We start from the raw sequence: 26,029 nt of genomic DNA on the forward strand, positions 1-26,029 counted from the left end.
ATGGTCGAAACCTTGCTGGAAGTCCGCAACCTGAGTAAGACCTTTCGCTATCGTACGGGGCTGTTTCATCGTCAGACGGTCGAAGCGGTAAAACCCCTGAGCTTTACCCTGCGTGAAAAACAGACCCTGGCGATCATCGGTGAGAACGGTTCCGGCAAATCCACGCTGGCAAAAATGCTGGCGGGAATGGTCGAACCGACCGACGGTGAAGTGCTGATTGACGATCATCCGCTGGCGTTCGGCGATTACTCTTTCCGCAGCCAGCGCATCCGCATGATTTTCCAGGATCCGTCGACCTCGCTCAATCCACGCCAGCGCATTTCGCAGATCCTCGATTTTCCGCTGCGTCTGAACACTGACCTTGAGCCGGAGGCGCGCCGCAAGCGCATCGTTGAAACCCTGCGTATGGTTGGGCTGTTACCGGATCACGAAAGTTACTATCCCCATATGCTGGCTCCCGGCCAGAAACAGCGTCTGGGTCTGGCGCGTGCGCTGATTTTGCGACCGAAAGTGATCATTGCCGACGAAGCGCTTGCCTCGCTGGATATGTCGATGCGCTCGCAGTTGATTAACCTGATGCTGGAATTGCAGGAAAAACAGGGTATCTCTTATATCTACGTGACCCAGCATCTGGGGATGATGAAACACATCAGCGATCAGGTGCTGGTCATGCACCAGGGGGAAGTTGTTGAGCGCGGCAGTACGGCGGATGTGATGGCCTCCCCGCTCCATGAACTGACAAAACGACTGATTGCCGGTCATTTCGGTGAAGCATTGACGGCTGATGCGTGGCGAAAAGACCGATAAGCGCGCATTGAAAGAGTGGTCGGATTAACTAAGCACGCGACACGTGATATTATCGCCGCGTTTTAACGACGATTGTCCCGATATGATGACAATCGGCACAACAATGAATATAAGGATTAAAGCTATGGGTTTTCTTTCCGGTAAGCGCATTCTGGTAACTGGCGTTGCCAGCAAACTGTCCATCGCATACGGCATCGCACAGGCAATGCATCGCGAAGGCGCTGAGCTGGCGTTCACCTACCAGAACGACAAGCTGAAAGGCCGTGTTGAAGAGTTTGCCGCGCAGCTGGGTTCCAGCATTGTGCTGGAATGTGACGTTGCACAAGACGAGAGCATCGACGGCATGTTTGCTGAACTGGCAAAAGCATGGCCGAAATTCGACGGTTTCGTTCACTCCATCGGCTTCGCACCTGGCGACCAGCTGGACGGCGACTACGTGAATGCGGTAACCCGCGATGGCTTCAAAATCGCACACGACATCAGCTCCTACAGCTTCGTGGCGATGGCAAAATCCTGCCGCGCGATGCTGAACCCGGGCGCAGCCCTGCTGACCTTGTCTTACCTGGGCGCAGAACGCGCTATCCCTAACTACAACGTGATGGGTCTGGCTAAAGCGTCTCTGGAAGCAAACGTACGCTACATGGCGAACGCAATGGGTCCTGAAGGCGTGCGCGTTAACGCCATCTCTGCAGGTCCTATCCGCACCCTGGCCGCTTCCGGTATTAAAGATTTCCGTAAAATGCTGGCACACTGCGAAGCGGTTACCCCGATTCGTCGTACCGTTACCATTGAAGATGTGGGTAACTCTGCAGCATTCCTGTGCTCTGACCTTTCCGCGGGTATCTCCGGCGAAGTGGTTCACGTTGACGGCGGCTTCAACATTGCTGCAATGAACGAGCTGGAAATTAAATAAGCTGTGACTCTCTTCCCGCCCGGGAAGAGAGTATTTCTCCCCGCGTCACCCCTTCGTTATTCCGTTCTGCTATTTGTTATCACCTAACAATATTTTTCCCTTTATCAGCCTTACGCCAGGATATTGATCGCCATTTTGAGATCAAGGAACGCACATGGAACAACGCCGTTTTTCCGGCAAAGGCCACTGGTACCACGAAACCCAGTCAAACCACGCGCAGACGGATGTTCTGCCCCTGGTGCCCGAAGCCGCTAACGTCGACGATCGTTTTTTGCTCGATTTAGCCTTGCCTGATGAGATTGTCGCCGCCTGTTCTGGCTGGCTTACCCCTGCCAGAGCCTTATGTCACCTGCTGTTTCCGCTCTCGATTCCCGTTAACCGCCTGCACACGCTCAGCGCCTACGACAGGCTCAGCACCGCGCTGACGGTCGCACAGGCCTGTGGCGTCCAGCGGCTTTGTAACCACTACGCCGCCCTCCTCGCCCCGCTTCCCGGCCCGGACTCCTCTCGCGAAAGCAACCGACGCCTGGCGCAAATCACGCAGTATGCCCGCCAGCTCGCCAGCTCCCCTGATGTCATTGATGATAAAGCGCAAAACCAGCTGGATGAGGTGGGCCTGTCAATATATGACATTGTGGTGATTAACCAGATTATCGGCTTTATCGGTTTTCAGGCGCGCGTAGTCGCGGTGTTTCAGGCGCTGTTGGGACACCCTGTTCGCTGGTTGCCGGGTCATCATATTCAGCCGCACACCCTGCCCGCGATCCACAGCGCATGGGTGCCGCTGTTACCGGTCGTCGAACTGCGCTATGCGAGTGCGCATCAGCTTGAGTCGTTGTCCCGCTGGCAGGCAGAGCCCGCGCTTGAAGCGCTGACGCCGGTCCTTTGCCATGAGCCGTCGTTGCTCGACCTGACGGGAGAAATCCTGATACATAGCCGGGAAACGATTGCCCTGACCTCCCCTGCGCTATCCGCCGCGGTTGAGTTGCTGACACGTTCACCGGACCGCTTCAGTGCCGCACAGTTTACCCCGCTCACGGATCAAGGACTTTCAGCCGAACACGCCATCGCGCTGCTGACTCAAAGTGCGTTTGAGGGCTGGCTTACGCGTCTGAAAGTCGCGTTGGGTAAAGAGGAATAACCATACTAATTACCCAAAGACCGCTTGCTGAGACAGTGAGAATCGCGTAAAACTGTCAGCCGCTCAATGGCTACGAAAATAGAACATTATGTTTCAGGACAACCCGCTGCTAGCGCAGCTTAAACAGCAACTGCATTCCCAGACGCCGCGTGCAGAAGGGGTCGTAAAAGCCACGGAAAAGGGCTTTGGCTTCCTTGAAGTTGACGCGCAGAAAAGCTACTTCATTCCGCCTCCGCAGATGAAGAAAGTGATGCATGGCGATCGCGTCATGGCCGTCATTCATACCGAGAAGGAACGTGAGTCCGCCGAGCCGGAAGAACTGATTGAACCGTTCCTGACCCGTTTTGTGGGCAAGGTGCAGAGAAAAGACGATCGTCTCTCTGTCGTACCGGATCATCCCCTGCTGAAAGATGCCATTCCGTGCCGTGCTGCCCGTGGTGTTGAGCATGATTTTAAAGACGGTGACTGGGCCGTGGCCGAAATGCGCCGTCATCCGCTGAAAGGCGATCGCGGTTTCTATGCCGAGTTAACCCAGTTCATCACCTTTGGCGCTGACCATTTCGTGCCATGGTGGGTCACCCTCGCGCGCCACAATCTTGAAAAAGAAGCGCCAAATGGCGTGGCGACCGAGATGCAGGACGAAGGTTTGACGCGTCGCGATCTCACCGCCCTGACGTTTGTCACCATCGACAGCGCCAGCACAGAAGATATGGATGACGCGCTCTACGCTGAAGAGAGCGATGACGGCAAACTGCATTTGACGGTTGCCATTGCCGATCCAACAGCCTGGATTGCCGAAGGCAGCAAGCTGGATGACGCGGCGAAGATCCGTGCCTTTACCAACTACCTGCCAGGCTTCAATATTCCGATGCTGCCGCGCGAATTGTCAGACGATCTCTGCTCGCTGCGTCCGGATGAAGTGCGTCCGGTCCTTGCCTGCCGCATGACCATCGCAGCGGATGGTACCATTGAAGACGATATTGAGTTCTTTGCCGCCACCATCGAATCGAAAGCCAAGCTGGTCTACGATAACGTCTCCGACTGGCTTGAAAATACGGGCACCTGGAAACCGGAATCCGACGCGATTGCCGCGCAGATCCGTCTGCTGCATCGTATCTGCCTGAACCGCGGCGAGTGGCGTCAAACCCATGCGCTGGTGTTCAAAGATCGCCCGGATTATCGCTTTGTGCTGGGTGAAAAAGGTGAAGTGCTGGATATCGTGGCTGAGCCGCGTCGCATTGCCAACCGTATCGTAGAAGAAGCGATGATTGCAGCGAACATTTGCGCCGCACGCGTGCTGCGCGACAAACTGGGCTTTGGTATTTACAACGTCCATACCGGGTTTGACCCGGCGAATACCGAAGCGCTGGCGGCCCTGCTGAAAAATCACGATGTGCATGTGGATCCGGAAGAGGTACTCACGCTGCCGGGGTTCTGTAAGCTTCGTCGCGAGCTGGATGCGCAGCCATCCGGTTTCCTGGACAGCCGTATTCGTCGCTTCCAGTCCTTCGCAGAAATCAGCACCGAGCCAGGCCCGCACTTTGGCCTCGGCCTGGAAGCGTACGCCACCTGGACGTCGCCCATCCGTAAATACGGCGATATGGTGAACCACCGTCTGCTGAAAGCCATCATCAAAGGCGAAACGATTGCCCGTCCTCAGGAGGAGACCACGCTGCAGATGGCCGAACGTCGCCGCCTGAACCGCATGGCGGAGCGTGACGTGGGAGACTGGCTGTACGCGCGCTTCCTGCAGGATAAAGCCGGCACGGATACCCGTTTTGCGGCAGAGATCATTGATATCAGCCGCGGGGGTATGCGCGTACGTCTGGTCGATAACGGCGCGGTGGCCTTTATTCCTGCTCCGTTCCTGCACGCAGTCCGTGACGAAATGGTCTGCAGCCAGGAAAACGGAACGGTGCAAATTAAAGGTGAAACAGTTTACAAAGTCACCGACGTGATTGACGTAACTATCGCCGAAGTCCGCATGGAAACCCGCAGTATTATCGCACGCCCTGTCGCCTGATAAGCTGTTCAATTGTCGGTCATTTCCTCTCAGAAGTGGCCGACAATCTCTCTTTTTACCCTCGCCACAAAATCATCACGTTTTCTCACAAATTCCCCTCTCCCTTCGCCCAAAATCACCATAATTATCTACAGTAAAAGGGGGTTGTTATATTCGGTTACCTGAATTTTTATACGCTCGGTATTTTTTTCTGCCTGACTCGTTTTATTATAAGAAAACAGGGAAAAACAATAAGTTCACTTCGGTTTTGCCGCTGTTTCACAACGGAAAAGTCGACTGCAAATGAATAATTTGTGCGCTAATGAACAGCTGCGGGAGAAAACATGATGGACGAACTGGAGCAGAATTTGCTGTTTCGTTACATGGGGACGCACAGCCCCTGGTGGCGCCTGTCAGCTGACAGCAATGCTCTGCACCTGGCCACCAGCGAAAATGCCGACGTTACGCAGGTGGTGGCGCTGGACGACGAGCAGGCCGATCTCATCCGTCAGTTAACCGTGATTACCTCCAGTATTTCCATGTCGCTCTCCCTGTACGGGGAAGAGGTGCCGGTCCATCTTGTGGGGCGCAAAATCACCCGCAACGAGTGGGCAGGCACCGCGTCGGCCTGGAACGATACCCCTTCCGTGGCCCGCGATCTGGCTCAGGGACTCTCTTTTGCGGAACAGGTTGTTTCAGAGGCCAACTCCGTCATCGTTATTCTCGATCAGAATGGCAATATTCAGCGTTTTAACCGGCTGAGCGAAGAGTACACCGGTCTCAAAGAACACGAAGTAATTGGCCAGAACGTGTTTAAGCTGTTTATGAGCCGCAGCGAAGCGGCAGCCTCAAAGCGGAATATTACCGGTTTCTTTCGCAACGGCAGCTCCTACGAAGTGGAACGCTGGATCAAAACGCGTAAGGGGCAACGGTTGTTTCTGTTCAGAAACAAATTTGTTCATAGCGGCAGCGGTAAAAATGAAATTTTCCTCATCTGTTCCGGTACCGACATTACCGAGGAACGCCGCGCGCAGGAGCGGCTGCGCGTGCTGGCCAATACCGATACCATCACCGGTTTACCAAACCGCAATGCCATTCACGAACTGATTTCTGACGCCATCGCCACCCGCGGCGATACGCAGGTTGGCGTGGTGTATCTCGATCTGGATAACTTTAAAAAGGTCAACGACGCCTACGGGCATATGTTTGGCGATCAGCTGTTACAGGCTGTCGCGCTCGCCATTTTGAGTTGCCTGGATGAGGGCCAGGTGCTGGCCAGGCTTGGCGGTGATGAGTTTATCGTCATGGCCACCCATACCTCTCAGGGGTCTCTGGAGGCGATGGCATCCCGTATTTTGACTCGCCTGCGCCAGCCGTTCAGAATCGGTCTGATTGAAGTTTACACCGGCTGCTCGTTGGGGATTGCCCTCGCCCCGCAGCACGGTAACGACCGAGAAAGCGTCATTCGTAACGCCGATACCGCCATGTATACCGCGAAAGAGAACGGCCGCGGCAAGTTCTGCGTATTCTCTCCCGAGATGAACCAGCGCGTGTTCGAATATCTCTGGCTGGATACCAACCTGCGTAAAGCGCTGGATAACGATCAACTGCTGATCCACTACCAGCCTAAAATAACCTGGCGCGGAGAAATCAGAAGTCTGGAAGCGCTGGTCCGCTGGCAATCGCCGGAGCGCGGTCTGATCCCTCCGCTGGAGTTTATCTCTTATGCCGAGGAGTCGGGCCTGATCGTGCCGCTGGGCCGTTGGGTCATGCTGGATGTGGTTCGCCAGGTGGCGAAATGGCGCGATAAGGGGATAAACCTGCGCGTGGCCGTGAACGTCTCTGCGCGCCAACTTGCCGACCAGACAATTTTTAGTGACCTGAAACAGGCGCTGAAGGATTTGAACTTTGAATACTGTCCTGTCGACGTTGAATTGACAGAAAGCTGTCTGATTGAGAACGAAGAGCTGGCGCTTTCGGTGATCCAGCAGTTCAGCCGACTCGGGGCACAAATTCACCTCGACGATTTTGGTACCGGCTACTCGTCGCTTTCTCAACTGGCCCGCTTCCCCATTGACGCCATAAAACTCGATCAGTCTTTTGTCAGAGACATTCATAAGCAGTCAATCTCCCAGTCTCTGGTGCGCGCCATCGTCGCGGTGGCGCAGGCGTTGAACCTGCAGGTGATTGCCGAAGGGGTGGAAAATGCGAAAGAAGACGCCTTTCTGACCAAGAACGGCGTCAACGAACGGCAGGGTTTTCTGTTTGCTAAGCCGATGCCCGCTGCCGCATTCGAGCGATGGCTAAAACGATATCAAGCGCGTAAACAACGTTAACTGGCTTTACGCAAACCCGCCGCGTGATGGCGGTTTTGCAGCATCACCAGACGCTCCATGTAGGCGATATCTTTGGGCTCCAGACAGAACGCCGCGTCAACCCAGTCTTCCGTGATATCCATCAGTTCACTGCGAGGCAACTGCAGAACGCGCGCACGAGCGCGCAACATCGCCCTTACGCCATTCAGTTTTGGTGCCAGCGTATCGATGAAGGTTCTGGCAGAGACATAGCTTTGTCCGGGTTCAAACAGCACATCCACCAGCCCGTGCTGTTCGTACCATTCCGCCGTATGAGACTCTCCTTTGTAGATGAGTTCCTCCGCCAGCTTCATGCCTGACCGGCGTGCCACCAGGGAGTATCCGCCCATCCCCGGGAACAAATTAAAGGCGATTTCAGGGAAACCTAAACGGGCATCGCGCTGTGCCAGGACAAAATGGTGCGCCAGCGCGGCCTCAAAGCCACCACCCAGAGCACTGCCTTCGACCATTGCCAGGCTGATGGCTCCTGTATCAAACCCCCGTGACGCGGCGTGGACGCAATCAACGCAGGCGCGGGCATACGCCCGTAATGCTTCACGACGCCCGTTCTGCAGGCATTCGACGAAGAATTGTAAATCGCCGCCCACGTTATACATTTCAGGCACCAGCGAACCGGTAACCCAAAAATCAACCGTAAAGCCGGACTGGCGAACCAGCCATGAAAAATTCATGATCTCCTCGATTAACGCATGGTTGAAGCAAGGACGTGGCTGGGCTCGCAGCATCATCCAGACTGTGCGTCGTTCCGCCTCGTAATAGCCTGACAACTGGGTGAACCGTTCAGTATCGGTAAACAGTGTGCAGGTTGGCTGATTGATAACTGTCATAGTCTAATACCTCTTATAAAAAAGCGCCTTGCGCGCAGTTTTAGACTAATCCACTCACCCAACCTGCTTTATGAGGGGGAATAAATTTATCACTTCCGTTTATGTGATTTCGTTATTGCATTTTTTCCCTTCTCTTTTGATCCTAATTTCTGCATCATTGAAAATATTAACTTTTCGCGCCTGGGGTGAGATTATGTCTACTATTGATGCACAAGCTGTAGCACAACGTATTGATACCGTGCTGGATATCCTGGTGGCGGGCGATTATCACTCTGCTATTCGTAATCTGGAGATCCTGAAGTCTGAACTTCTTGCTCAGAATGGCTCTGACGTTGCGCCCGAAAACAGCCAGCCCAAAGCGCCGTGGGAAGTTTAATCCCACCGTTTCCGACTTCGTTTCGCTTTATTAAATGGATGCTATGAATTCCCGACAACAACTCATTTTGCAGATGGTCATTGACCAGGGGCGCGTCAGCGTAGTCGATCTCGCCAAAACCACTGGCGTTTCTGAAGTCACCATCCGTCAGGATCTTAATCTGCTGGAAAAACAGAGCTACCTGCGTCGCGCGCACGGGTATGCTGTCCCGCTGGACAGCGATGACGTTGAGACGCGTATGATGAATAACTACGCGCTGAAACGTGAGCTGGCGGAATTTGCCGCATCGTTAGTGAACAATGGCGAGACTGTCTTTATTGAAAACGGCAGCAGTAATGCCCTTCTGGCGCGCACGCTTGCCGAGCAGAAAGACGTGACCATTATCACTGTCAGTAGCTATATCGCGCATTTGCTTAAAGAGACGCGCTGCGAGGTTATTCTGCTGGGCGGTATTTACCAGAAAAAAAGTGAAAGCATGGTCGGCCCGCTGACCCGTCAGTACGTTCAGCAGGTCCATTTCAGTAAAGCCTTTATCGGCATTGATGGCTGGCAACCGGAAACGGGGTTTACCGGCCGGGATATGATGCGCTCTGACGTCGTGAACGCGGTACTGGAAAAAGAGTGTGAAGCCATTGTGCTCACGGATAGCTCAAAATTTGGCGCCGTTCACCCTTACACCATGGGGCCCGTTTCCCGCTTTAGCCGCGTTATTACTGACGACCGTTTGAGCGAAGCGCACCGCAATAAAATGGAAGATGACGGTCTCATCGTCAATATTATTAAAACCACAGCCTGATTTCCCTCCGCGCCCGAATTTCGGGCGCGCATGTTGTTCTTTCTCTGAGAAGATTCTTAACCCTGCTTTAAGAGTTTTTACCTGTTTAACCCGGCGTAAAGTCGTAAAATTACTGTTAGCGATATAACAGGAAGTGACTATCACCTGCGTGATGACGTAACACCTGCGCGACCAGCTTTCACGGAGAACGGTTTTAAGTATTCGATTCGTCTATACTTAACGTGTACATCTTTCCGTGAATCGATAATTCAGGAGAAAGTATTATGACCTTAACCAGCAAAAAATTAGCCGCCGCTGTTCTGGCAATCACTGTAGCAATGTCCCTGAGCGCATGCTCTAACTGGTCTAAACGTGACCGTAACACCGCGATTGGTGCCGGTGCTGGTGCTCTCGGTGGTGCAGTCTTAACAGATGGTAGTACGCTGGGTACATTAGGTGGCGCTGCTGTCGGTGGTATTATCGGTCACCAGGTTGGCAAATAATTACTCTATAAGCCTTCCCCGATATTGCGATATTTGAACGCATTTCAGGTCTGACTTACGCACGTATATAAAACGAGCCGCGGCAATTGCCGCGGCTTATTTATTTTAACCACCCGCCAGTTTGACTTTCATGCCTTTGGCTTCGAGCAGAGACTTTATTAGATCGCGCTTATCACCCTGGATTTCAATAATGCCGTCTTTCACTGCACCACCGCAGCCACATTTCTTTTTCAACTCGGCCGCCAGCGTTGTCAGCCCGGCATCATCAAGGTCAATACCCGTGATAAGGCAAACACCTTTTCCTTTTCGCCCGCTGGTTTGACGCTGGATGCGAACGGTGCCGTCCCCTTTTGGACGCTCCACTTTCGTTTTCGGTTCGTCTATGCGTCCGCTCTCGGTTGAGTAGACCAGACGACTGTTGGAATCGGTCATTGTGCCCCCTTCTTCAACGATGCGTTGATTGCCTTCAGCGCCTCAGCCGGATTTGCAGACTGCGTAACCGGACGTCCGATGACCATGTAGTCTACGCCTGCTGCCAGCGCCTGCTCAGGGGTCATAATGCGGCGCTGATCGCCAACGTCGCTGCCTGCGGGACGGATCCCTGGGGTGACGAGTTTGAAATCCTGACCCAGTGCAGACTTGAAACGTACAGCTTCCTGCGCCGAGCAGACGACGCCGTCAAGGCCACACTGTTGCGTCAACCGCGCGAGACGCTCGGCCTGTTCCGCAGGTGACAATGTCACACCGAGATCGCGTAAATCACTTTCGTCCATACTGGTCAGCACAGTCACCGCAATCAGTAACGGCGCATCTTTGCCGAACGGCACGAGCGCTTCACGGGCGGCCGTCATCATTCTTGCCCCACCCGACGCATGAACGTTGACCATCCAGACGCCGAGCTCTGCGGCAGCGGCAACAGCATGCGCCGTGGTATTCGGGATATCGTGGAATTTGAGGTCAAGGAAAACGTCAAAGCCGCGCTGTTGCAAATCGCGAACAATTTGCGGTCCAAACAGCGTGAACATCTCTTTGCCAACTTTCAGGCGGCAATCGCGAGGGTCAATACCGTCGACAAACGCCAGTGCGGCGTCACGCTTATTGTAGTCAAGCGCAACAACAACAGGAGAATCGGTAATTACGCGGGAAGTGGAGGATGTAACAGACGTCATGACCAGCCCTTTTCGTCTATGGGCGCGCAGCGGCGCGGAACAGATAAACGGCGAGCATTCTACCTGCCGGCGCTGCAAATTGACAGGATCCATTTGCACCCTCTGCTAAGCCGACAAACCGCACGGAGCCAGAAGAGGTTTTAAAGCCATTAGTATGTTGTAACTAAAATAAGGCGTTTTAAAAAATTACTGTCCGTCGAGACCACGTATAGGCTTAATGGTGGACCAGGCACGGCATGATGGACAATGCCAGTAGAGCGTATAGGCGGTGAAACCACATTTCTGGCAACGATAGCGCGGCTTACTGCGCACCTGCTCGCCGACCATGTCGCGCAGGACCATCAGGCTCTCTTTCGCGCGCCCTTCTTCAGCATCGTTCAGGTGGTAATCCATCAGCTTGTGGAAAACCCGCATGGTCGGATGACGCTGCAGCTGACGGGTAATATAGACCTGGGCAGTATCACTCCCCTCATACTGCTCAACCACGTCTGAAAGCATCAGTTCCGCGGTCGCGCCGGTATTCTCTTCCACACAGCGACGCAGGAAGGCCACCCACTCCTCCTGCTTGCCCAGCTGTTGGTAGCAGGTTTGCAGCATCTCCAGCGTTTCACTGACCAGCTCTTTGTCCTGGTCGATCACCCGCAGCAGGCTTTCAACGGCTTTGGCGTAGTCACCTTTCGCCATAAAGACTCGCCCCATCATGATGGAGATGCGCGCGCTGTTGCGGTCTGCGGCGGCCCCTTTCTTCAGCAACGCCATGGCTTTGTCCATGTCGTCATTGCCCATCTGCTGAAGGGCAAGCTCGCAGTAGAAATGGGCTATCTCAACGCGCTGCTTGTCTTTACCCAGCTTCACCAGACGTTCGGCCGTATCAATGGCTTTCTGCCAGTCACTGGTGGCCTGATAAATTTGCAACAGCTGCTGCAGCGCGCCGATGCGGAAATCCGTTTCATCCACCAGCTGCGAGAACATATCTTCAGCGCGATCGTAAAGCCCTGCGGCCATGTAATCCCGCCCCAGCTGTTGTACGGCGAGGAGGCGTTGCTCGTAGGTCAGGGAGGCACTTTCCATCAGGGTCTGGTGGATACGAATGGCGCGATCGACCTCACCGCGCGAGCGGAACAGGTTGCCTAAGGTGAGATGCGCTTCAACGGTCCCGGTATCCTCTTTCAGCATGTCGAGGAACAGGTCTACCGCTTTGTCCTGTTGATTACTCAGGAGGAAGTTCACCCCCGCCACGTAGTCGCGGGAGAGACGGTTGGCCTCATCCTGTTTTGTTTGTTGCGCACTTCTGCGGCCCATGTACCAGCCATAGGCTGCGGCGACAGGCAAAAGCAGAAACAACAACTCCAGCATCGTCGATTATTCCTTCACGACCGGCACACCGGAGCTTTCCGGCACGTCGGACGCAGGCGCAATGTTATTTTCGAGTCGTTTAATTTTACGTTCAGCGCGCGCAAGAGAGACACGGACTTTCAACCAGAACAGACCGCAAACCAGCCAGCCGATGGCAAAGCCCGCAGCAAATAAGACCGCCAGCAGGCTCGACACGCGATACTCGCCCTGAGCCAGCAGATAGTTAAACGTCACCTGTTGATCGTTTTGCGCACCCAATGTGACTGAAATGACAAAAATCGCCAAGACCAGTAAGAAAATGAGTAAATATTTCACATTACTTCCCGTTATGTGGTTCAAGCGAATAAAGTGTGTTCAACTCACCGCAATCAGCCTTATAAACTACCATTTTAGTGACGGGCGCGAAACGGAAAAAGTGACGCGCCAGTCATGGATTTATGGGCAAAATACGGAATATCAACCGTCAGGCGTCGTTTTGCTCCCGTTCGGCTATTTCTTGTTTCTCTTCTGGCGGTGGCGTAAGCGGCCCGCAGAAGCGTTCAGCAAGCCAGGTCGCCAGCGTCACCAGCATCCATGAGAGAAGCGTAGCGACGACCAGGTCCCGTGGCCAGTGCATCCCCAGCAGTAAGCGGCTCCCCATCACCCCCGTTGCCCAGACCAGCAGAATCGCGATGGTGACCGTCCGGCGTCGTGGCCAAAGCAGCCCGACCCCCAGTAATGCCCAGCTGGCCGCAAACATGGTGTGACCGGAAGGAAACGCGAACCCGGTCTCTTTTTGCCAGTGTTTACGCAAGAACTTTGGGATATCCTGCTGTTCCGAAAGCTGTTCCTTTACCAGCGCCCCGCGATCTTTACGCTTTAAAGTGTAGAACTCATCGACAGGAATATGATGTGCTTTTTCCAGCCAGACGACAAAAGGTCGCGGCTCCTGAACGCGATCTTTTACCCAGGACTTAACGCCCTGGCCAATAACGATCGCTCCCGCGAGGATCGCAAACAGCATCAGCGCCGCGCGCAGACGAAAGCGCAGGCACCAGAGGAACCAGGCACAGAGAAGCACGTGGGTAATGATTCCCCACGGCTGGGTCACCGTCTCCGTAATCCAGTATAACGTTTTCAGCCACGCGGTATTTTGCCCGGGCTGCCACATCCAGCCTGAAACCCATACGGCCAGAGGCATAATCAGTAAAATGGCCGCACCTGCTGCCGTACGTCTGGCGATTGAAAGCATGTCTTCTCCTTTTTCGCTAAGCGTCACAATCATAACTGAAATTTATCCGCCGGGTGGAGATGTCGGATCGTGCGTTTAACGTTCATATAGCGTGGCGCCCATTAGGCGAACATGCCGGGCTTGTGGCAAAATGAACAGATACAGAAAGTAAAACAGGGCCAGGACACGAAACGTGTCAGCCTACTCTGGAGAATCACATGCAGCTTAAACGTGTGGCAGAAGCCAAACTGCCAACCCCATGGGGCGATTTCCTGATGGTCGGATTTGAAGAACTGGCAACCGGACAGGATCATGTCGCACTGGTTTATGGCGACATTTCAGGGCAGACGCCGGTGCTGTCCCGCGTACATTCGGAGTGTCTTACCGGCGATGCACTGTTCAGCCTGCGCTGTGATTGTGGTTTCCAGCTGGAAGCGGCCCTCTCTCATATTGCTGAAGAAGGCCGTGGTGTGCTGCTTTATCACCGTCAGGAAGGCCGCAATATTGGTCTGTTGAATAAAATCCGCGCTTACGCGCTTCAGGACCAGGGCTACGATACGGTTGAAGCGAATCATCAACTCGGTTTCGCCGCTGATGAGCGTGATTTCACCCTGTGTGCCGATATGTTCAAACTGCTGGGCGTGGATGAAGTTCGGCTGCTGACCAACAACCCCAAAAAAGTGGAGATCCTGACCGAAGCGGGGATCAACATTGTCGAGCGTGTTCCGCTGATTGTCGGCCGTAACCCGAAAAACGCCCACTATCTCGATACCAAAGCCGCCAAGATGGGCCATCTCCTGAAAGAGTGATGCAAAAAAGCCCGGCACAGGCCGGGCTTTTTCATCAGTCCAGCATCTTACGAATCACATAATGTAAAATGCCGTCGTTCTGGTAATAGGTCAGCTCGGTGGCCGTATCAATACGACACCGGCATTCCACCACCTCGGTTTTCCCGTCTGCCCGCGTTAATTTCACCGGCACCGTTTTCCCCGGCGCCAGGTTTTGCAGCCCGCTGATGTCAATCTGCTCTTCCCCCGTCAGGCCCAGGGTTTTGCGCGTCACGCCCTGCGGGAACTCAAGCGGCAGGATCCCCATGCCAATCAGATTCGACCGGTGAATACGTTCGAACGATTCCGCGATAACCACGCGTACGCCAAGCAGGCGCGGACCTTTCGCTGCCCAGTCACGGCTTGAGCCAGAACCGTACTCTTTCCCGGCGATCACCGCCAGCGGCGTACCTTGCTGCTGATATTTGACGGCCGCGTCATAAATCGAAACGACTTCCGTTCCCGGCAGAAGACGCGTCATGCCCCCTTCCACACCCGGTACCATTTCATTACGAATACGGATGTTAGCAAACGTGCCGCGCATCATGATTTCATGGTTACCACGGCGCGAACCGTAGGAGTTAAAATCACGGCGCTCTACGCCACGGCTTTGCAGATAGCGGCCTGCAGGGCTATCGGCTTTGATACTCCCCGCCGGAGAGATATGGTCAGTCGTGACAGAATCCCCCAGCATCGCCAGGATGCGCGCGCCGTGAATATCCTTGAGCGGCGCCGGCTCGGCAAGCATCTCATCAAAGAATGGCGACAGACGAATATAGGTCGAGTCATCCTGCCAGTCATAGGTATCCGAACCTGCAACGTTAATGGCTTTCCATTCCGGCGTGCCTTCAAAGACTTCCGCATACTCCTTGCGGAACATCTCGGTGGAGACCTTTTCAACGGCCAGCGCGATTTCCCGCGAGGACGGCCAGATATCTTTCAAATAAACAGGGTCATTCTTGCGATCGTGACCAACCGGATCGGTCACGAGATTGATATTCATATTCCCTGCCAGCGCATAAGCTACCACCAGCGGTGGCGAGGCAAGCCAGTTGGTTTTTACCAGCGGATGAATGCGCCCTTCAAAGTTGCGGTTCCCGGAAAGCACAGCGCCAACCGTCAGGTCGCCCTGCTTAATCGCCGTTTCAATGGGCTCAGGCAGCGGACCGGAGTTACCAATACAGGTCGTACAGCCATAGCCCACGAGATTAAAGCCCAGTTCGTCGAGATACGGCGTCAGTTTGGCCTGAGCGAGGTAATCCGACACCACCTTGGAGCCCGGTGCCAGCGAGGCCTTGACCCACGGCTGGGGTTTGAGCCCAAGCTCGACCGCTTTTTTTGCCAGCAAACCGGCAGCCATCAATACGCTGGGGTTCGACGTGTTGGTGCAGGAGGTAATGGCGGCAATCACCACCGCGCCGTCCGGAAGCTGATACTGATGACCGTTCAGAACATAGTCGACTGGACGATGGTCTTTCTTCGCCACGTTCACCTCCAGCTCATTGCTGGCGGTAAACGCTTTCGGCACATCGGTCAGTGCGACGCGATCCTGAGGACGTTTAGGCCCGGCGAGGCTCGCCTCTACCGTTCCCATGTCCAACTCCAGGGTGCTGGTAAATACTGGCTCATCACCCGGATTTCGCCACATCCCCTGGGCTTTGGTATACGCCTCTACCAGCGCCACCTGCTCTTCGCTGCGGCCACTGAGACGCATATATTCCAGCGTGACGTCATCGATAGGGAAAAAGCCGCAGGTCGCGCCATATTCCGGCGCCATATTGGCGATGGTGGCGCGGTCGGCCAGCGGCAGCGAATCCAGTCCGTCGCCGTAGAATTCAACAAACTTGCCCACCACGCCGTGCTTACGCAGCATCTGGGTGACGGTGAGCACCAGATCGGTGGCGGTAATGCCTTCGGACAACTTGCCGGTCAGCTTGAAGCCCACCACATCAGGGATGAGCATAGAGACCGGCTGGCCGAGCATAGCGGCTTCCGCTTCAATACCGCCTACGCCCCAGCCCAGCACACCCAGACCGTTGATCATGGTGGTATGCGAGTCCGTGCCTACCAGCGTGTCCGGGTAAGCCACCCACTCTTTATCCTGCAATTCGCTCCAGACGGCTTTACCCAGGTACTCAAGGTTCACCTGGTGACAAATACCGGTACCTGGCGGGACCACGCTAAACCGGCTGAACGCCTGCTGTCCCCACTTCAGAAAGACGTAGCGCTCGTGGTTACGCTCCATTTCCAGTCGCACGTTCTCGCCAAAGGCATCGTCATCGCCGAAGCGATCCACGGTGACGGAGTGGTCGATGACGAGATCAACCGGGGAGAGTGGATTCACTTTTGCCGTGTCACCCCCGAGGCGCTTAACGGCCTCGCGCATGGCGGCTAAATCAACCACCGCAGGAACGCCGGTAAAGTCCTGCATCAGGACCCTTGCCGGGCGGTAGGCGATTTCTCTGTCGGCATGGGCATTCTTGAGCCACCCTGCCAGTGCCTGAATATCTTCGAGGGTAACGGAGTCACCATCCTGCCAGCGCAGGAGATTTTCAAGTAAAACTTTCAATGACTTGGGTAAACGCGAAATGTCCCCAAGCGTTCTGGCAGCCAGCGGCAGGCTGTAGTAATGCCAGGTTTTATTTTCTGCCTGTAATGTGTCCTTACTGGCTTCGCGTAGGGTTAACGACATAAGCTCCTCCTTAATCACAGAGATGTCCCGACAATCATCAGGGCTGTAATTAAAGATAACACAAAGATGTCGTAACGTTTTGATAACAACCCAAATTGATAAATTTCGGACTGGTCCAGAAGGGAGGAAACAAAAAACCCCGCCGTAGCGAGGTTTTACAATTTAGCTTAGGGCCAGCCAGATGAGTTGGCTCCAGAACAGAATCGACACGGTAAAAACGCCGATCCATGACCAGTATTTGTGAGACGTCATGTTATTCATCATAGGGACACCAGGCATTATTTATAAAAAGTTCCGAGGTTTGTCCTCAGCGCTATATTGCTGATGTGTATTTATTAAAGAGTACAAAGGTGCAGAGTCTTATTCAGACTATTTGCATCGTTACGCAATAAACTAAATTATTGTTTTTTGGGTTCGTCTTCTGCGAACACATCAATAAACGCTTGCTGTTGCGGCGTCAGTTTCCAGGACGCAGGGACAACCGTCACCGGTGCTTTACGCCCTCTGTGGCCATTGTCACGATGCTGACACATCTGTTTCACCGAAGCTGTACGAACCGTCACTGCCATATTTAACCCCAATATTTCCAGGCCAGGAGAGCAACAGCCACCCAAAACAGGGCGGAGACGAGAAAGACCGCCAGCCAGGCTTTACGCTTGAGCGCAGGATCCCTTTGCGGTTCTTCACTTCCTGAAGGCATTGCTAACCTCATACAATCGACATCGCTTATCATTTAGGACCAAACAATTGGTACAATTAATCATCCGTTGAGATAAATCCTAAAGAAACTTTAGCCGAAAAGCCAGTGAATTTACGCATCGGGAGGTATGAAATATTCAATCTTTTGACCAGAAATAAATAATTGAAAAGAAAAATTTGCGAAGCCGTAAAATAGTTTCTACTTTTGTCGCCAATTCACGACATTAAAACCACACAAAATAAAAGGCTAATGACATTATATGGCAGGGAGGGTAGATGATGATAATTCTAATTTAGCTTTGAGGGGTTATTTCGGTATCTTTCCGCAGGGGAAAGATACCGGGTGTGATTATTTTGCCGGGAGTTTGATATCTTTAAACATCTCTTCAATATCTTCATTAGAGCGTAATGCAACGGCGGTATCCACCACATCACGCGTTAAATGCGGGGCAAAGCGCTGAATAAAATCATACATATAGCTACGCAGGAAGGTGCTGCGACGGAACCCAATTTTTGTGGTGCTATGGCTGAAAATATCGTGCGCATCAAGGCGTACCAGGTCAGGGTCTGACACCGGATCGACCGCCATGCTGGCGATAACGCCTACCCCCAGCCCCAGCCGGACATAGGTCTTAATCACGTCGGCATCGGTTGCGGTAAAGACAATACGCGGCGTTAATCCTGCCCGGTTAAACGCCGTATCGAGCTCCGAGCGCCCGGTGAAGCCAAACGTGTAGGTCACTAAAGGATATTGCGCCAGCTCTTCGATCGTCACCGACCCTTTACCCGCCAGCGGGTGATCAGGGGTGACCACAATGGAACGGTTCCAGTGGTAGCATGGAAGCATTACCAGATCGTCATACAGGTGCAGCGCCTCCGTTGCGATAGCAAAGTCCGCATTGCCCTTCGATACCGCCTCCGCAATTTGCGTTGGCGAGCCCTGATGCATATGCAGCGAGACGCGTGGATAACGCTCGATAAAGCCCTTAATCACCCCCGGAAGCGCATAGCGAGCCTGGGTATGCGTCGTGGCGATATACAGCGAGCCTTTATCCGGCCAGGTGTGTTCCCCGGCCACAGACTTAATCGCATCGACTTTGGAGAGGACTTCCCGCGCAATACGGATGATTTCCTGCCCTGCAGGCGTCACCTGCGTCAGGTGCTTACCGCTGCGGGCAAATATCTGGATACCTAACTCGTCCTCCAGCATACGAACTTGTTTGCTGATACCCGGTTGCGAGGTATACAACCCCTCGGCGGTAGAAGAGACGTTAAGGTTGTGATTCACCACCTCAACGATATAACGAAGCTGCTGTAATTTCATGCCAGACCATCCGATTTAGCGCATGCGGTCAATCGCTTAAGACGATTTAATAATAAGAAACAGGTTAACTATAACCACTATATCATTTATAGCCTGACTGTATAGTACGGAACAAAAAATAATAACAAGGCAATAAAAAAGGGCCGGAATGCCGGCCCTTTTGCAGGTAAGTTACGGTAAGGGAAGATTATTTCTTGCCTTCAACCCATTTGCCATCGACAAAGAAGGCTGACCATCCGGTCGCTTTACCCTCTTTCTCTGCCGCCACATACTGCTGCTTCGTTTTGCGGCTAAAACGTACCACGGTTTTGTTGCCTTCCGGATCCTGCTGAGGCGCATCGGCCAGGTAACGCAGTTTCTCAGGCAGACGATCGCGGAAACGGTGTAACTCTTCCACCAGCGGCGCGCGGGTTTCGCGCGATTTCGGGAACGTGTTGGCTGCAAGGAAAACCCCTGCAGCGCCATCACGCAGCACGAAATAGGCATCGGATTTCTCACACGGTAACTCTGGCAGCGGAACCGGGTCTTCCTTCGGCGGAGCCACTTCACCGTTACGCAGAATTTTGCGCGTGTTTTTACACTCGTCGTTGGTGCAGGCCATGTACTTCCCGAAACGCCCCATTTTCAGGTGCATTTCAGAACCACACTTCTCGCACTCCACAATCGGACCGTCATAGCCTTTAATGCGGAACTCACCCTCTTCGATCTCATAGCCGTCACACGTTGGGTTGTTACCGCAGACGTGCAATTTACGTTTTGGATCGATCAGGTAGCTGTCCATTGCCGTGCCGCATTTTTTGCAGCGGCGTTTGGCACGCAGGGCGTTGGTTTCTGCATCATCACCTTCCAGCACGTTAAGAACTTCATTCTCAGGCACCAGGTTGATGGTGGTTTTGCAGCGCTCTTTTGGCGACAGCGCATAGCCAGAGCAGCCGAGGAATACGCCCGTCGTTGCGGTGCGGATCCCCATCTTGCGGCCACATGTAGGGCAGTCGATGCTGGTCAGGACCATCTGGTTAGGCAGCATGCCGCCCTCTTCAGGATCTTTCTCCGCTTTTTCAAGCTGGTCGGTAAAGTCACTGAAGAAGCTATCGAGTACTTTTTTCCACTCTGCCTGATGGCTGGCAACCTGATCGAGGCTGTCTTCCATTTGCGCGGTGAAATCGTAGTTCATCAACTCGCGGAAGTTGGCTTCCAGGCGATCGGTGACGATCTCCCCCATTTTTTCCGCATAGAAACGACGGTTTTCAACACGTACGTAACCACGGTCCTGAATCGTCGAGATGATGGACGCGTAGGTTGACGGGCGGCCAATACCGCGTTTTTCCAGCTCTTTTACCAGAGAGGCTTCGCTAAAGCGCGCAGGTGGTTTGGTGAAGTGCTGAGCCGGGATCAGCTCAACCAGAGACAGTTCGTCCCCTTTGTTCACCGCAGGCAGCGTCCGGTCTTCATCGCCTTTACGCAGCGCGGGCATCACTTTCGTCCAGCCGTCGAAGCGCAGGATGCGACCGCGCGCCTTGAGACGGAAATCCCCCGCGCCGACGGTCAGCGTGGTGGAATCGTACTGCGCTGGCGTCATCTGACACGCCACGAACTGACGCCAGATCAGCTGATACAGCTTCTGCGCGTCCGCTTCCATATCCTTCAGCGATTCGGCTAACACAGAGACATCAGAAGGACGAATTGCTTCGTGCGCTTCCTGAGAATTCTCTTTGCTGGCGAACTGGTTGGCAGTTTCCGGCAGGTATTTCTTGCCGAAATTGTCACTGATATAGCCACGCACCATGTTAACCGCGTCCTGGCTCAGGTTAGTTGAGTCAGTACGCATATAGGTGATGTAACCCGCTTCATACAGGCGCTGGGCCATCATCATGGTTTTCTTCACGCCGTAACCCAGACGGGTACTTGCCGCCTGTTGCAGCGTGGAGGTAATAAACGGCGCCCCAGGCTTGCTGCTGGTCGGTTTGTCTTCGCGTTCCAGTACCTGATAGCGTGCTTTTTCCAGCAGCGCGACAGCGGCCATGGTCTGGTCGCGGTTTTCAGGACGGAAAGGCTTGTCGTTCTGATGGCTGACCTGCAGCGGCAGCGCGTCTCCGCCTGGCGTGGTCACGCTGGCGTCCACTTCCCAGAACTCTTCCGGAACGAAGGCTTTAATTTCGCGCTCACGCTCAACGACCAGACGCACGGCGACAGATTGCACACGACCAGCGGACAGGCCACGGGCAATCTTCTTCCAGAGCAGTGGAGACACCATATAGCCCACAACGCGGTCCATAAAGCGACGCGCCTGCTGGGCGTTGACACGGTCAATATTCAGCTCGCCCGGCTTTTCAAACGCCTGACGAATCGCATTCTTCGTAATTTCGTTAAACACTACACGGCTGTAGCGTTTGTCATCACCCCCGATCACTTCCCGCAGGTGCCATGCAATGGCCTCCCCTTCGCGGTCAAGGTCGGTTGCGAGATAGATGTGGTCTGCTTTTTCAGCCAGCTGCTTCAGTTCGTTAACGACTTTTTCTTTTCCAGGCAGCACTTCATAGTGTGCATCCCAGTTATGCCATGGATTAACACCCATGCGGTTGACAAGCGCGCTACGTTCATCCTTTTTAGGCTTTTTAGCCCCTTTGGTGGAGGTAGAGTCTGCGCTCTTTTTGCTGGCTGAGCCACTGGTCGGCAAATCGCGGATATGACCGACGCTGGACTTAACCACGTAGTCATTACCCAGATACTTATTGATCGTTTTGGCTTTTGCCGGGGACTCAACGATGACGAGAGCTTTACCCATATTCACCTTTACCTAATTTAATTCTTCCAGGAATACGCCGCACGTTGATTTCCCTTCCGCTGACGACGAGCCAATGATATTGCGACTGCGTCAGGAGATATCAACCCCTTTGTCTTACCGGGCATCAAAGAAAACACGCCCAGGTGATTGAGTTCTCGGGTATTTTTCTCACATCTCGTGTAATTCGTGACGAATTCCCGGTTGAATGTCAAGCAATTCTGTTGCCAGAATGACGAAAGCGCACACTCTACCTGATAAAATTCGTTACGCAACTTTATTAGCATGCAAAAGCAAATCCTGCCAGCCAGGCCCCCGTACCTTATCCCCTCACAATACAGGGAAAATTTGCCCCCAAAGCGCCCCCGGCGTAGACTATTGTCACTGTTTAAGGAGTGGATTATGCAGAATACGACCCAACCCATTGACCGAGCCTCTCTGCTTATCGAAGCAAACAAGCTTATCCGTGACCATGAAGACACGCTGGCGGGCATTGAAGCCACCGGCGTAGAGCAGCGTAATGGCGTGCTGGTGTTCAGCGGTGAATACTTCCTTGACGAACAGGGGTTACCGACCCCGAAAAGCACCGCCGTGTTTAACATGTTTAAATACCTGGCGCATACGCTTTCAGAGAAATATCACCTGGTCGATTAACGCAAAACGCGAGGCACAGGCCTCGCGTTTTTGTTTACAGCAGCGGTTTCTGCCCGCGTTGTAGCCAGCGGAGCAGCAGGCGGTCCGCACTCTCTGCCGCGCTGTTGGTAAAGCGGTCAAGCAGTCGCTTACGCTGGGTAAAGCGCACCCCAACCAGCTCACGGCCGTCCATCAGGTTGAGCAGCAGATCGTCACTGGTGCCAACGGCATCCACCAGCCCTTTCTCCAGCGCCTGGACGCCGTACCAGTGCTCACCCGTTGCCACCTGTTCGATATCCAGCGTCGGGCGCATACGGTGCACAAAATCTTTAAACAGGTGATGCGTTTCATTGAGATCCTCACGGAATTTTTGACGCCCTTCTTCCGTGTTTTCCCCGAGCAGCGTCAGGGTACGTTTGTACTGACCCGCCGTGTGAAGTTCGATATCAATCTCTTTATTTTTCAGGAAGCGGTTAAAGTTCGGGATTTGCGCGACCACGCCGATCGAGCCAATAATGGCGAACGGCGCGGCAACAATGTTATCCGCCACGCAGGCCATCATATAGCCACCGCTCGCCGCCACTTTATCCACGGCCACGGTCAATGGGATCTGTTTTTCACGCAAACGCTGCAGCTGCGACGCCGCCAGCCCGTAACCGTGAACCACGCCACCCGGGCTTTCAAGACGCACGACAACCTGATCCTGCGGTGTCGCCACGGCCAGCACGGCAGTGACCTCTTCGCGCAAAGACGCGACTTCATGTGCATCCATGCTGCCTTTAAAATCGAGCACATAAACCCGTGGAATGACCTTATCCTGCAGTGCATTGAGCTTAGCTTTTGCCTTCGCCGCTTTGGCTTCCTGTTTATGCTTTTTCTTCTGCGCTTTATGCCACAGTTTCTGTTGATGCGTATCCAGCAGCGCCAGAGACATCTCTTCCTGCATCTCTTGATACTGCTCGCTCAGGCGGGTGATGCGTAACTCCCCACGCTGACGCTTGCGCTGCGTCAGGTTAACAATCAGAACGGCAACCACCGCAATGGCAATCACCACCGTTGCGATTTTGGCCAAAAACAACCCATATTGAGAAAGTAATTCCACGCGTTCCACCTTGATTTAACCACGAATCTTTCACGGCAGTGTACAACAGCCCTGCCCATGCGTCTCGCTCGTGACATTACCTCTGCGAGCCGCCTTCAGGAATCCCCGGTCTGGAGTTTAAATATTTGCAAATTGTTAATTTTACAGTAATGCGTCCTGTAGACTGATTGAATTCTCATGCTAATTCGGGCATAAAGCCGAAAAGTCATAAAAGAAGGCGTCTTTGAATCACTGTGCGCCGAGGAGTCACCGTGCATTATCAACCGCAAAAAAATCTGCTGCAGAACCGCATCATCCTTGTCACCGGGGCCAGCGATGGGATTGGCCGTGAAGCGGCGCTGACCTACGCTGAGTATGGCGCGAGCGTCATCCTGATCGGTCGTAACGAAGAAAAACTGAAAGGGGTGGCGCAGGAGATTGAAGCCACAGGTGGCCTTCCTGCCCGCTGGTACACGCTGGATCTGCTCACCTGTACCCCCGCGACATGTCAGGAGCTGGCTCACCGCATCAGCACGCACTACCCGAGACTGGACGGCGTACTGCACAACGCAGGTTTGCTTGGAGAGGTTCGCCCGATGGATGAACAGGATCCCGCGATCTGGCAGGAGGTCATGCAGGTCAATGTCAACGGGACGTTTTTCCTGACCCAGGCACTGCTTCCTTTATTACTCAAATCGGATTCTGGCTCACTGGTGTTCACCTCTTCCAGCGTTGGCCGGGAGGGGCGCGCGAACTGGGGCGCCTATGCCGTATCAAAATTCGCGACCGAAGGCATGATGCAGGTACTGGCGGAGGAGTATCAGAGCCGTCATCTGCGCGTAAACTGCATTAATCCGGGTGGAACGCGCACCAAAATGCGCGCCAGCGCCTTCCCGAGTGAAGATCCGCAGAAGCTGAAAACCCCGGCCGATATCATGCCGCTTTATCTCTGGCTGATGGGTGACGACAGTCGCCGCAAAACCGGGATGACCTTTGACGCCCAGCCGGGCCGTAAGCCGGGAATTTCGCAATGAGTGAAGAACGCCATCAGCAACGTCAGCAGCGGCTGAAAGAACAGGTTGACGCTCGCATCGCGGCCGCGCAGGACGAGCGCGGGATCGTCATCGTTTTTACCGGCAACGGTAAAGGAAAAACCACCGCCGCGTTTGGTACCGCCACCCGTGCGGTCGGACACGGGCAGAAAGTCGGCGTTATCCAGTTTATTAAAGGCGAGTGGCCCAACGGTGAGCGCAATTTGCTTGAGCCTCACGGCGTAGAGTTTCAGGTAATGGCGACCGGGTTTACCTGGAACACCCAGAACCGGGAAACCGATACCGCAGCCTGTCTCGCCGTCTGGGAGCACGCGAAAAGAATGCTGGCCGATCCCACACTGAACATGGTTCTGCTGGATGAGATCACCTACATGGTCGCCTACGATTATCTGCCGCTGGACGCCGTACTGACTGCCCTCAAGAACCGGCCTGTCCATCAGACGGTCATCATCACGGGGCGCGGCTGTCATCGGGATATTCTGGAGCTGGCCGATACCGTCAGCGAACTGCGTCCGGTAAAGCATGCCTTTGACGCAGGTATCAAAGCGCAAATAGGGATTGATTACTAAAAAAAAGCCCGGTCACTGTGACCGGGCTTCTGTTTTTAACCGTTGTTATTGCGGCTGCCGGCGCGGCGATTACTGTTCACCTGGCTATGACGTTTCACCGCACGACGGATCTGATTCGCCTTCATGCGACGACGATCTTTCTCCACCGCCACCTTCGAGGTGGTTTCTGGCGTCAGGCCGACCAGCTCACGAAGATAGTTCGTTTGCGTCAGATCCAGTTCGGTATACCCCCCACGAGGCAGACCTTTTGGCAGCAGAATATCACCGTAGCGAACGCGGATCAGACGGCTAACCTGGACGCCGACCGCTTCCCAAAGACGACGCACCTCGCGGTTACGGCCTTCGGTCAGGGTTACGTTGTACCACTGGTTAATGCCTTCCCCACCGGTAAATTTGATGGTTTTGAACGCCGCAGGACCGTCTTCCAGCTGAACGCCACGCGACAGATCGCGTAGTTTATTTTCATCAACCTGGCCAAAGACACGCACAGCGTATTCACGTTCCACTTCACGGCTTGGGTGCATCAGACGGTTTGCCAGCTCACCGTCGGTGGTAAACAGCAGCAGACCGCAGGTGTTCACGTCCAGACGACCGACGGCAATCCAGCGAGCCCCACGCAGTTTTGGCAGACGGTCAAACACCGTCGGGCGACCTTCCGGGTCGTTGCGGGTGCACAGCTCGCCTTCCGGCTTATAGTAAGCCAGCACGCGGCAGATCTGCTCAGCGGACTCTTTCACGGAGATAAGATGACCGTCGATACGGATCTTCAGCCCCGGTACGATTTCTACGCGGTCACCCAGCGTGGCGATTTTACCGTCCACACTCACGCGGCCCGCTTCAATAATGGCTTCGATTTCACGGCGCGAGCCGTGGCCGGCACGCGCCAGCACTTTCTGTAACTTCTCGCTCATTGAGC

26 protein-coding genes are annotated in these 26,029 nt (G+C 54.1%); 12 read left to right on the top strand and 14 right to left on the bottom strand.

All coding sequences use genetic code 11. The features are described from left to right. The 5 genes from sapF to pdeR all read left to right on the top strand — a co-directional run bounded on the left by sapF (window position 1) and on the right by pdeR (window position 7,199). On the top strand, window positions 1–807 hold the full coding sequence (gene sapF, locus C1N69_RS12325; RefSeq protein WP_025756604.1) for a peptide ABC transporter ATP-binding protein SapF: 807 nt from the start codon (window positions 1–3) through the stop codon (window positions 805–807). Window positions 808–931: 124 nt separating this feature from the next. Continuing rightward, entirely contained in the window at window positions 932–1,720 is a 789-nt protein-coding gene (gene fabI / locus C1N69_RS12330; RefSeq protein ID WP_003856831.1) for an enoyl-ACP reductase FabI, read from the top strand. A gap of 154 nt (window positions 1,721–1,874) precedes the next feature. Further along, window positions 1,875–2,861 (top strand): CMD domain-containing protein, encoded by a 987-nt coding sequence (locus C1N69_RS12335; protein ID WP_104556913.1) that lies wholly within the window; start codon window positions 1,875–1,877, stop codon window positions 2,859–2,861. An 88-nt stretch (window positions 2,862–2,949) separates the two neighbouring features. Further along, window positions 2,950–4,884, top strand: a complete 1,935-nt coding sequence (locus C1N69_RS12340) for an exoribonuclease II (protein ID WP_095449148.1) — start codon at window positions 2,950–2,952, stop codon at window positions 4,882–4,884. 323 nt (window positions 4,885–5,207) lie between these two features. Continuing rightward, the gene (gene pdeR, locus C1N69_RS12345) at window positions 5,208–7,199 is read left to right on the top strand and encodes a cyclic di-GMP phosphodiesterase (RefSeq protein ID WP_025756594.1); all 1,992 of its coding nucleotides are present in this window, start codon (window positions 5,208–5,210) and stop codon (window positions 7,197–7,199) included. Here the strand turns inward: pdeR and C1N69_RS12350 are convergent. Next, window positions 7,196–8,065, bottom strand: a complete 870-nt coding sequence (locus C1N69_RS12350; RefSeq protein ID WP_025756593.1) for a crotonase/enoyl-CoA hydratase family protein — start codon at window positions 8,063–8,065, stop codon at window positions 7,196–7,198. The two genes, pdeR and C1N69_RS12350, sit on opposite strands and share 4 nt — an antisense overlap. A 193-nt stretch (window positions 8,066–8,258) precedes the next feature. On the opposite strand from C1N69_RS12350, the gene C1N69_RS12355 reads away from it, so the two are divergent. The 3 genes from C1N69_RS12355 to osmB all read left to right on the top strand — a co-directional run bounded on the left by C1N69_RS12355 (window position 8,259) and on the right by osmB (window position 9,719). Next, window positions 8,259–8,441 carry a YciZ family protein gene (locus tag C1N69_RS12355; RefSeq protein WP_047958819.1) on the top strand — a complete coding sequence of 61 codons (183 nt, stop codon included), beginning with the start codon at window positions 8,259–8,261 and terminating at the stop codon, window positions 8,439–8,441. A 43-nt stretch (window positions 8,442–8,484) separates the two neighbouring features. Further along, a complete protein-coding gene (yciT, locus tag C1N69_RS12360; protein ID WP_047958820.1) occupies window positions 8,485–9,237 on the top strand; it encodes a DNA-binding transcriptional regulator YciT in 753 nt (250 codons plus the stop codon). A 263-nt stretch (window positions 9,238–9,500) separates the two neighbouring features. Then, a complete protein-coding gene (osmB, locus tag C1N69_RS12365; protein WP_008501216.1) occupies window positions 9,501–9,719 on the top strand; it encodes an osmotically-inducible lipoprotein OsmB in 219 nt (72 codons plus the stop codon). Between the two features lie 105 nt (window positions 9,720–9,824). Here the strand turns inward: osmB and yciH are convergent, their stop codons facing one another. From yciH to pgpB, 5 genes are all read right to left on the bottom strand, one after another. Further along, window positions 9,825–10,151 carry a stress response translation initiation inhibitor YciH gene (gene yciH, locus C1N69_RS12370; protein WP_155031297.1) on the bottom strand — a complete coding sequence of 109 codons (327 nt, stop codon included), beginning with the start codon at window positions 10,149–10,151 and terminating at the stop codon, window positions 9,825–9,827. Continuing rightward, complete coding sequence (gene pyrF / locus C1N69_RS12375) at window positions 10,148–10,888, bottom strand: orotidine-5'-phosphate decarboxylase (protein WP_059387034.1); 741 nt, start codon at window positions 10,886–10,888, stop codon at window positions 10,148–10,150. Before pyrF ends, yciH begins: the two co-directional genes overlap by 4 nt. 186 nt (window positions 10,889–11,074) lie before the next feature. Further along, window positions 11,075–12,244: a lipopolysaccharide assembly protein LapB gene (gene lapB, locus C1N69_RS12380; RefSeq protein WP_025756588.1), complete on the bottom strand. Its 1,170-nt coding sequence runs from the start codon at window positions 12,242–12,244 to the stop codon at window positions 11,075–11,077. 6 nt (window positions 12,245–12,250) lie between these two features. Then, on the bottom strand, window positions 12,251–12,559 hold the full coding sequence (locus C1N69_RS12385; RefSeq protein ID WP_025756587.1) for a LapA family protein: 309 nt from the start codon (window positions 12,557–12,559) through the stop codon (window positions 12,251–12,253). A 148-nt stretch (window positions 12,560–12,707) separates the two neighbouring features. Then, on the bottom strand, window positions 12,708–13,475 hold the full coding sequence (pgpB, locus tag C1N69_RS12390; protein ID WP_045285945.1) for a phosphatidylglycerophosphatase B: 768 nt from the start codon (window positions 13,473–13,475) through the stop codon (window positions 12,708–12,710). 197 nt (window positions 13,476–13,672) lie between these two features. Here pgpB and ribA point away from each other — a divergent pair, with 197 nt between their 5' ends. Further along, a complete protein-coding gene (gene ribA / locus C1N69_RS12395; protein ID WP_008501210.1) occupies window positions 13,673–14,263 on the top strand; it encodes a GTP cyclohydrolase II in 591 nt (196 codons plus the stop codon). Between the two features lie 34 nt (window positions 14,264–14,297). On the opposite strand, the gene acnA is transcribed toward ribA, so the two are convergent. From acnA to topA, 6 genes are all read right to left on the bottom strand, one after another. Beyond that, window positions 14,298–16,973 carry an aconitate hydratase AcnA gene (gene acnA / locus C1N69_RS12400; RefSeq protein ID WP_155031298.1) on the bottom strand — a complete coding sequence of 892 codons (2,676 nt, stop codon included), beginning with the start codon at window positions 16,971–16,973 and terminating at the stop codon, window positions 14,298–14,300. Between the two features lie 162 nt (window positions 16,974–17,135). Then, window positions 17,136–17,234 carry a small membrane protein YmiC gene (ymiC, locus tag C1N69_RS22950; protein ID WP_032672427.1) on the bottom strand — a complete coding sequence of 33 codons (99 nt, stop codon included), beginning with the start codon at window positions 17,232–17,234 and terminating at the stop codon, window positions 17,136–17,138. 137 nt (window positions 17,235–17,371) lie between these two features. Further along, window positions 17,372–17,542 carry a hypothetical protein gene (locus C1N69_RS22800; RefSeq protein WP_053060153.1) on the bottom strand — a complete coding sequence of 57 codons (171 nt, stop codon included), beginning with the start codon at window positions 17,540–17,542 and terminating at the stop codon, window positions 17,372–17,374. 2 nt (window positions 17,543–17,544) lie between these two features. Continuing rightward, on the bottom strand, window positions 17,545–17,685 hold the full coding sequence (locus C1N69_RS12405) for a YmiA family putative membrane protein (protein ID WP_216689425.1): 141 nt from the start codon (window positions 17,683–17,685) through the stop codon (window positions 17,545–17,547). Between the two features lie 336 nt (window positions 17,686–18,021). Further along, a complete protein-coding gene (gene cysB / locus C1N69_RS12410) occupies window positions 18,022–18,996 on the bottom strand; it encodes an HTH-type transcriptional regulator CysB (RefSeq protein WP_006175683.1) in 975 nt (324 codons plus the stop codon). Window positions 18,997–19,183: 187 nt separating this feature from the next. Further along, window positions 19,184–21,781, bottom strand: coding sequence for a type I DNA topoisomerase (gene topA / locus C1N69_RS12415; RefSeq protein ID WP_025756584.1), 2,598 nt, complete (start codon window positions 21,779–21,781; stop codon window positions 19,184–19,186). Between the two features lie 399 nt (window positions 21,782–22,180). Between topA and C1N69_RS12420 the strand changes: the two genes are divergently transcribed. Then, window positions 22,181–22,432 (top strand): YciN family protein, encoded by a 252-nt coding sequence (locus tag C1N69_RS12420; RefSeq protein ID WP_003856804.1) that lies wholly within the window; start codon window positions 22,181–22,183, stop codon window positions 22,430–22,432. Between the two features lie 34 nt (window positions 22,433–22,466). Here C1N69_RS12420 and sohB read toward each other — a convergent pair whose 3' ends face one another. Next, the gene (gene sohB / locus C1N69_RS12425; protein ID WP_104556919.1) at window positions 22,467–23,513 is read right to left on the bottom strand and encodes a protease SohB; all 1,047 of its coding nucleotides are present in this window, start codon (window positions 23,511–23,513) and stop codon (window positions 22,467–22,469) included. A gap of 251 nt (window positions 23,514–23,764) precedes the next feature. Here sohB and C1N69_RS12430 point away from each other — a divergent pair, with 251 nt between their 5' ends. After that, complete coding sequence (locus tag C1N69_RS12430) at window positions 23,765–24,526, top strand: YciK family oxidoreductase (protein ID WP_155031299.1); 762 nt, start codon at window positions 23,765–23,767, stop codon at window positions 24,524–24,526. Continuing rightward, entirely contained in the window at window positions 24,523–25,113 is a 591-nt protein-coding gene (gene cobO / locus C1N69_RS12435; RefSeq protein ID WP_059387019.1) for a cob(I)yrinic acid a,c-diamide adenosyltransferase, read from the top strand. The genes C1N69_RS12430 and cobO overlap by 4 nt, the downstream gene beginning before the upstream one ends. A gap of 35 nt (window positions 25,114–25,148) precedes the next feature. Here the strand turns inward: cobO and rluB are convergent, their stop codons facing one another. Further along, window positions 25,149–26,024, bottom strand: a complete 876-nt coding sequence (gene rluB / locus C1N69_RS12440) for a 23S rRNA pseudouridine(2605) synthase RluB (RefSeq protein ID WP_025756579.1) — start codon at window positions 26,022–26,024, stop codon at window positions 25,149–25,151. Between the last annotated feature and the right edge of the window lie 5 nt (window positions 26,025–26,029).

Origin of the sequence: Enterobacter sichuanensis (assembly GCF_009036245.1) — a bacterium.
In the GTDB taxonomy this organism is placed as follows: domain Bacteria; phylum Pseudomonadota; class Gammaproteobacteria; order Enterobacterales; family Enterobacteriaceae; genus Enterobacter; species Enterobacter sichuanensis.

What these genes read in the sequence shown, in the direction of transcription:
- sapF (WP_025756604.1), top strand. Translation starts at nt 1, where the DNA reads ATGGTCGAAACCTTGCTGGAAGTCCGCAACCTGAGTAAGACCTTTCGC.
- fabI (WP_003856831.1), top strand. Translation starts at nt 932, where the DNA reads ATGGGTTTTCTTTCCGGTAAGCGCATTCTGGTAACTGGCGTTGCCAGC.
- C1N69_RS12335 (WP_104556913.1), top strand. Translation starts at nt 1,875, where the DNA reads ATGGAACAACGCCGTTTTTCCGGCAAAGGCCACTGGTACCACGAAACC.
- C1N69_RS12340 (WP_095449148.1), top strand. Translation starts at nt 2,950, where the DNA reads ATGTTTCAGGACAACCCGCTGCTAGCGCAGCTTAAACAGCAACTGCAT.
- pdeR (WP_025756594.1), top strand. Translation starts at nt 5,208, where the DNA reads ATGATGGACGAACTGGAGCAGAATTTGCTGTTTCGTTACATGGGGACG.
- C1N69_RS12350 (WP_025756593.1), bottom strand. Translation starts at nt 8,065, where the DNA reads ATGACAGTTATCAATCAGCCAACCTGCACACTGTTTACCGATACTGAA.
- C1N69_RS12355 (WP_047958819.1), top strand. Translation starts at nt 8,259, where the DNA reads ATGTCTACTATTGATGCACAAGCTGTAGCACAACGTATTGATACCGTG.
- yciT (WP_047958820.1), top strand. Translation starts at nt 8,485, where the DNA reads ATGAATTCCCGACAACAACTCATTTTGCAGATGGTCATTGACCAGGGG.
- osmB (WP_008501216.1), top strand. Translation starts at nt 9,501, where the DNA reads ATGACCTTAACCAGCAAAAAATTAGCCGCCGCTGTTCTGGCAATCACT.
- yciH (WP_155031297.1), bottom strand. Translation starts at nt 10,151, where the DNA reads ATGACCGATTCCAACAGTCGTCTGGTCTACTCAACCGAGAGCGGACGC.
- pyrF (WP_059387034.1), bottom strand. Translation starts at nt 10,888, where the DNA reads ATGACGTCTGTTACATCCTCCACTTCCCGCGTAATTACCGATTCTCCT.
- lapB (WP_025756588.1), bottom strand. Translation starts at nt 12,244, where the DNA reads ATGCTGGAGTTGTTGTTTCTGCTTTTGCCTGTCGCCGCAGCCTATGGC.
- pgpB (WP_045285945.1), bottom strand. Translation starts at nt 13,475, where the DNA reads ATGCTTTCAATCGCCAGACGTACGGCAGCAGGTGCGGCCATTTTACTG.
- ribA (WP_008501210.1), top strand. Translation starts at nt 13,673, where the DNA reads ATGCAGCTTAAACGTGTGGCAGAAGCCAAACTGCCAACCCCATGGGGC.
- acnA (WP_155031298.1), bottom strand. Translation starts at nt 16,973, where the DNA reads ATGTCGTTAACCCTACGCGAAGCCAGTAAGGACACATTACAGGCAGAA.
- ymiC (WP_032672427.1), bottom strand. Translation starts at nt 17,234, where the DNA reads ATGAATAACATGACGTCTCACAAATACTGGTCATGGATCGGCGTTTTT.
- C1N69_RS22800 (WP_053060153.1), bottom strand. Translation starts at nt 17,542, where the DNA reads ATGGCAGTGACGGTTCGTACAGCTTCGGTGAAACAGATGTGTCAGCAT.
- C1N69_RS12405 (WP_216689425.1), bottom strand. Translation starts at nt 17,685, where the DNA reads ATGAGGTTAGCAATGCCTTCAGGAAGTGAAGAACCGCAAAGGGATCCT.
- cysB (WP_006175683.1), bottom strand. Translation starts at nt 18,996, where the DNA reads ATGAAATTACAGCAGCTTCGTTATATCGTTGAGGTGGTGAATCACAAC.
- topA (WP_025756584.1), bottom strand. Translation starts at nt 21,781, where the DNA reads ATGGGTAAAGCTCTCGTCATCGTTGAGTCCCCGGCAAAAGCCAAAACG.
- C1N69_RS12420 (WP_003856804.1), top strand. Translation starts at nt 22,181, where the DNA reads ATGCAGAATACGACCCAACCCATTGACCGAGCCTCTCTGCTTATCGAA.
- cobO (WP_059387019.1), top strand. Translation starts at nt 24,523, where the DNA reads ATGAGTGAAGAACGCCATCAGCAACGTCAGCAGCGGCTGAAAGAACAG.
- rluB (WP_025756579.1), bottom strand. Translation starts at nt 26,024, where the DNA reads ATGAGCGAGAAGTTACAGAAAGTGCTGGCGCGTGCCGGCCACGGCTCG.